This window comes from Variovorax sp. PvP013, from assembly GCF_050435945.1.
GTDB lineage: Bacteria > Pseudomonadota > Gammaproteobacteria > Burkholderiales > Burkholderiaceae_C > Variovorax.
This window is the reverse complement of the sequence record NZ_JBNDLF010000022.1, coordinates 1-5,765: the sequence shown is the minus strand read 5'-3', so window position 1 is coordinate 5,765 and position 5,765 is coordinate 1. Positions and strand designations below refer to the sequence as shown.

The window sequence follows — 5,765 nt, the reverse complement described above, 5'->3', positions numbered from 1 at the left end:
CGTGTCATAATCGAAGGCTTCGCTGACACGGCGTTTGGTTTGACGGAAGTTGACCGAGGCGGTGGAAGCGGAAAAGAAAAACATCTTCGGTGTTGACAGTTTCGAAAGAAGCGTGTGATAATCGAAGACTTCGCTGAAAGCTGATCGAAGCAACTGCTGCAAAGCAGGATTCGAAAAGAAAGCGAAAAAAGTTTGACAAACTCAAAAATGTCGTGTTAGACTACAAGGCTTCGCTGATCACAGCAAGCAAGCGCAAGACGGCAAGTCTTGCGAGGATCGTTAAAAATTTACAGCCGATAAGCGTGGGCGTTTGAAGGCGATTGCCAAGTTCTTCGGAACAAAGTCGCAAGACTTTAAACGCTCATGAAGTAAAAAAGATGTGAAGTTCAGAGATGAGTTTCATGTCAATTCCAATTTGTGAGTTGCTCGAAAGAGCGAAAAAATCAAGATCGAACTATAGAGTTTGATCCTGGCTCAGATTGAACGCTGGCGGCATGCCTTACACATGCAAGTCGAACGGCAGCACGGGAGCAATCCTGGTGGCGAGTGGCGAACGGGTGAGTAATACATCGGAACGTGCCCAATCGTGGGGGATAACGCAGCGAAAGCTGTGCTAATACCGCATACGATCTACGGATGAAAGCAGGGGACCGCAAGGCCTTGCGCGAGTGGAGCGGCCGATGGCAGATTAGGTAGTTGGTGAGGTAAAGGCTCACCAAGCCTTCGATCTGTAGCTGGTCTGAGAGGACGACCAGCCACACTGGGACTGAGACACGGCCCAGACTCCTACGGGAGGCAGCAGTGGGGAATTTTGGACAATGGGCGAAAGCCTGATCCAGCAATGCCGCGTGCAGGATGAAGGCCTTCGGGTTGTAAACTGCTTTTGTACGGAACGAAACGGCTCTTTCTAATAAAGAGGGCTAATGACGGTACCGTAAGAATAAGCACCGGCTAACTACGTGCCAGCAGCCGCGGTAATACGTAGGGTGCGAGCGTTAATCGGAATTACTGGGCGTAAAGCGTGCGCAGGCGGTTATGTAAGACAGTTGTGAAATCCCCGGGCTCAACCTGGGAATTGCATCTGTGACTGCATAGCTAGAGTACGGTAGAGGGGGATGGAATTCCGCGTGTAGCAGTGAAATGCGTAGATATGCGGAGGAACACCGATGGCGAAGGCAATCCCCTGGACCTGTACTGACGCTCATGCACGAAAGCGTGGGGAGCAAACAGGATTAGATACCCTGGTAGTCCACGCCCTAAACGATGTCAACTGGTTGTTGGGTCTTCACTGACTCAGTAACGAAGCTAACGCGTGAAGTTGACCGCCTGGGGAGTACGGCCGCAAGGTTGAAACTCAAAGGAATTGACGGGGACCCGCACAAGCGGTGGATGATGTGGTTTAATTCGATGCAACGCGAAAAACCTTACCCACCTTTGACATGTACGGAATTCGCCAGAGATGGCTTAGTGCTCGAAAGAGAGCCGTAACACAGGTGCTGCATGGCTGTCGTCAGCTCGTGTCGTGAGATGTTGGGTTAAGTCCCGCAACGAGCGCAACCCTTGTCATTAGTTGCTACATTCAGTTGGGCACTCTAATGAGACTGCCGGTGACAAACCGGAGGAAGGTGGGGATGACGTCAAGTCCTCATGGCCCTTATAGGTGGGGCTACACACGTCATACAATGGCTGGTACAAAGGGTTGCCAACCCGCGAGGGGGAGCTAATCCCATAAAACCAGTCGTAGTCCGGATCGCAGTCTGCAACTCGACTGCGTGAAGTCGGAATCGCTAGTAATCGTGGATCAGAATGTCACGGTGAATACGTTCCCGGGTCTTGTACACACCGCCCGTCACACCATGGGAGCGGGTTCTGCCAGAAGTAGTTAGCCTAACCGCAAGGAGGGCGATTACCACGGCAGGGTTCGTGACTGGGGTGAAGTCGTAACAAGGTAGCCGTATCGGAAGGTGCGGCTGGATCACCTCCTTTCTGGAAACAGCAATTCATTCAAACGTCCACACTTATCGGTTGTTGGAAGGTAGTCGCCCGAGACTGTGCCTGGTGCATGGTGGGAGGGCGACCGACTCGGGTCTGTAGCTCAGTTGGTTAGAGCACCGTCTTGATAAGGCGGGGGTCGTTGGTTCGAGACCAACCAGACCCACCATTCCTCCAATGCCAAGGTTTTGGGGGTGTAGCTCAGCTGGGAGAGCGGCTGCTTTGCAAGCAGTAGGTAGCGGGTTCGAGTCCTGTCACCTCCACCAATTATTTCGATACCTTTCGACGACAAACGTCAACACCAAAGTGGCTTCGACAGAGGCTATTTTGTTGTTGATCAAGATCTCTTGATCAATCGGCTGTTCTTTAAAAATTCATAGAGTCGAATCAGCGTTGCTGATGGAAACTGCACATTCGTAAAGGTTTAGTGCAGACCGTGCCATCAGCAACATAGAATTTTTGATTGCGTCAAATGAACTTCAATTTCGAGTCAAATCGAATTGAATGAAACGGCATAACGCGTCAGGTGAAAGACCTGACATATTCCTTGTGATGATTTTGTGTTTCGTCGGAGCGATCCGTCGAGACGTCAAAGTTATAGGGTCAAGTGAATAAGAGCACGTGGTGGATGCCTTGGCGATGATAGGCGACGAAGGACGTGATAGCCTGCGATAAGCTTCGGGGAGCTGGCAAATTAGCTTTGATCCGGAGATTTCCGAATGGGGAAACCCACCTGCAAAGGTATCGCATGATGAATACATAGTCATGCGAGGCGAACCGGGTGAACTGAAACATCTCAGTAGCTCGAGGAAAAGACATCAACCGAGATTCCGAAAGTAGTGGCGAGCGAAATCGGAAGAGCCTGTCAGTGATAGCACAAGACTTAACGGAACAGTTTGGAAAGACTGGCCATAGTGGGTGATAGCCCCGTACGTGAAAAGACCTGTGTGGTACTGAGCTGACGACAAGTAGGGCGGGACACGAGAAATCCTGTCTGAATATGGGGGGACCATCCTCCAAGGCTAAATACTCATCATCGACCGATAGTGAACTAGTACCGTGAGGGAAAGGCGAAAAGAACCCCGGGAGGGGAGTGAAATAGATCCTGAAACCGCGTGCTTACAAAAAGTAGGAGCCCTGTAAGGGGTGACTGCGTACCTTTTGTATAATGGGTCAGCGACTTACATTCAGTGGCAAGGTTAACCGAATAGGGAAGCCGTAGAGAAATCGAGTCCGAATAGGGCGATCAGTCGCTGGGTGTAGACCCGAAACCAAGTGATCTATCCATGGCCAGGATGAAGGTGCCGTAACAGGTACTGGAGGTCCGAACCGACTAGTGTTGCAAAACTAGCGGATGAGCTGTGGATAGGGGTGAAAGGCTAAACAAACTTGGAAATAGCTGGTTCTCTCCGAAAACTATTTAGGTAGTGCCTCAAGTATTACCATCGGGGGTAGAGCACTGTTTTGGCTAGGGGGTCATGGCGACTTACCAAACCAAGGCAAACTCCGAATACCGATGAGTACAGCTTGGGAGACAGAGCACCGGGTGCTAACGTCCGGACTCAAGAGGGAAACAACCCAGACCGCCAGCTAAGGTCCCTAAAATTGGCTAAGTGGGAAACGAAGTGGGAAGGCTAAAACAGTCAGGATGTTGGCTTAGAAGCAGCCATCATTTAAAGAAAGCGTAATAGCTCACTGATCGAGTCGTCCTGCGCGGAAGATGTAACGGGGCTAAGCCAGTTACCGAAGCTGCGGATTTGCAATTTATTGCAAGTGGTAGGAGAGCGTTCTGTAAGCCTGTGAAGGTGCGTTGTAAGGCGTGCTGGAGGTATCAGAAGTGCGAATGCTGACATGAGTAGCGTTAAAGGGGGTGAAAAGCCCCCTCGCCGTAAGCGCAAGGTTTTCTACGCAACGTTCATCGGCGTAGAGTGAGTCGGCCCCTAAGGCGAGGCAGAGATGCGTAGCTGATGGGAAACAGGTCAATATTCCTGTACCGATGTATAGTGCGATGTGGGGACGGATCTTAATAGGTCATCCGGGTGTTGGATATCCCGGTTTAATTGGATGTAGGCGTACGTTAGGCAAATCCGGCGTACATATACCGAGGCCAATGATCGAGCCAGCTTGCTGGTGAAGTGACTGAACGAGGTTCCAGGAAAAGCCACTAAGCTTCAGCTATACACGACCGTACCGCAAACCGACACTGGTGCGCGAGATGAGTATTCTAAGGCGCTTGAGAGAACTCAGGAGAAGGAACTCGGCAAATTGACACCGTAACTTCGGAAGAAGGTGTGCCCTATTAGTGTGTAGTGAACAACGAAGCATGAATGGGTTGCAAAAAATCGGTGGCTGCGACTGTTTATTAAAAACACAGCACTCTGCAAACACGAAAGTGGACGTATAGGGTGTGACGCCTGCCCGGTGCTGGAAGATTAAATGATGGGGTGCAAGCTCTTGATTGAAGTCCCAGTAAACGGCGGCCGTAACTATAACGGTCCTAAGGTAGCGAAATTCCTTGTCGGGTAAGTTCCGACCTGCACGAATGGCGTAACGATGGCCACACTGTCTCCTCCTGAGACTCAGCGAAGTTGAAATGTTTGTGATGATGCAATCTCCCCGCGGAAAGACGGAAAGACCCCATGAACCTTTACTGTAGCTTTGTATTGGACTTTGAACAGATCTGTGTAGGATAGGTGGGAGGCTTTGAAGCAGGGTCGCTAGATCTTGTGGAGCCAACGTTGAAATACCACCCTGGTGTGTTTGAGGTTCTAACCTAGGTCCATCATCTGGATCGGGGACAGTGCATGGTAGGCAGTTTGACTGGGGCGGTCTCCTCCCAAAGCGTAACGGAGGAGTTCGAAGGTACGCTAGTTACGGTCGGACATCGTGACGATAGTGCAATGGCATAAGCGTGCTTAACTGCGAGACTGACAAGTCGAGCAGATGCGAAAGCAGGACATAGTGATCCGGTGGTTCTGTATGGAAGGGCCATCGCTCAACGGATAAAAGGTACTCTGGGGATAACAGGCTGATACCGCCCAAGAGTTCATATCGACGGCGGTGTTTGGCACCTCGATGTCGGCTCATCTCATCCTGGGGCTGTAGCCGGTCCCAAGGGTATGGCTGTTCGCCATTTAAAGAGGTACGTGAGCTGGGTTTAAAACGTCGTGAGACAGTTTGGTCCCTATCTTCCGTGGGCGCTGCAGATTTGAGGAAGCCTGCTCCTAGTACGAGAGGACCGGAGTGGACACACCTCTGGTGTATCGGTTGTCACGCCAGTGGCATTGCCGAGTAGCTAAGTGTGGAAGAGATAACCGCTGAAAGCATCTAAGCGGGAAACTCGTTTCAAGATGAGATCTGCCGGGGCCTTGAGCCCCCTGAAGAGTCGTTCAAGACCAGGACGTTGATAGGTCAGGTGTGGAAGCGCAGTAATGCGTTAAGCTAACTGATACTAATTGCTCGTGCGGCTTGACCCTATAACTTTGATCGATCAGATCAGGGTGTTATGCCAAGTTGACGCATTCAAAACAATTCGCCACAAGCTGATTCCAAACTCTATGAATTCGTCTGCCTGATCCCCCGATCTCGCAGACAACCCTTTATGCCTGATGACCATAGCGAGTTGGTCCCACTCCTTCCCATCCCGAACAGGACAGTGAAACGACTCAGCGCCGATGATAGTGCGGGTTCCCGTGTGAAAGTAGGTCATCGTCAGGCTCTTACAGCCTAGAAAGCCCAGATGCGTAAGCATCTGGGCTTTCTTCATTGGGGAA

Annotated in this window: 2 tRNA genes and 3 rRNA genes; all 5 read left to right on the top strand. The window is 51.0% G+C overall.

Annotation, left to right across the window (positions count from 1 at the left end):
- The first annotated feature begins 451 nt into the window (after positions 1 to 451).
- A 16S ribosomal RNA gene (locus tag ABID77_RS22515) occupies positions 452 to 1,986 on the top strand.
- A gap of 98 nt (positions 1,987 to 2,084) precedes the next feature.
- Positions 2,085 to 2,161, top strand: a tRNA-Ile gene (locus ABID77_RS22510).
- Between the two features lie 21 nt (positions 2,162 to 2,182).
- Positions 2,183 to 2,258: transfer RNA gene (locus ABID77_RS22505), tRNA-Ala, on the top strand.
- 335 nt (positions 2,259 to 2,593) lie between these two features.
- Positions 2,594 to 5,468 (top strand): 23S ribosomal RNA (locus tag ABID77_RS22500).
- Positions 5,469 to 5,596: 128 nt separating this feature from the next.
- Positions 5,597 to 5,709 (top strand): 5S ribosomal RNA (gene rrf, locus ABID77_RS22495).
- Together the 16S, 23S and 5S rRNA genes with 2 tRNA genes alongside form the textbook arrangement of a ribosomal RNA operon.
- The last annotated feature ends 56 nt before the right edge of the window (positions 5,710 to 5,765 follow it).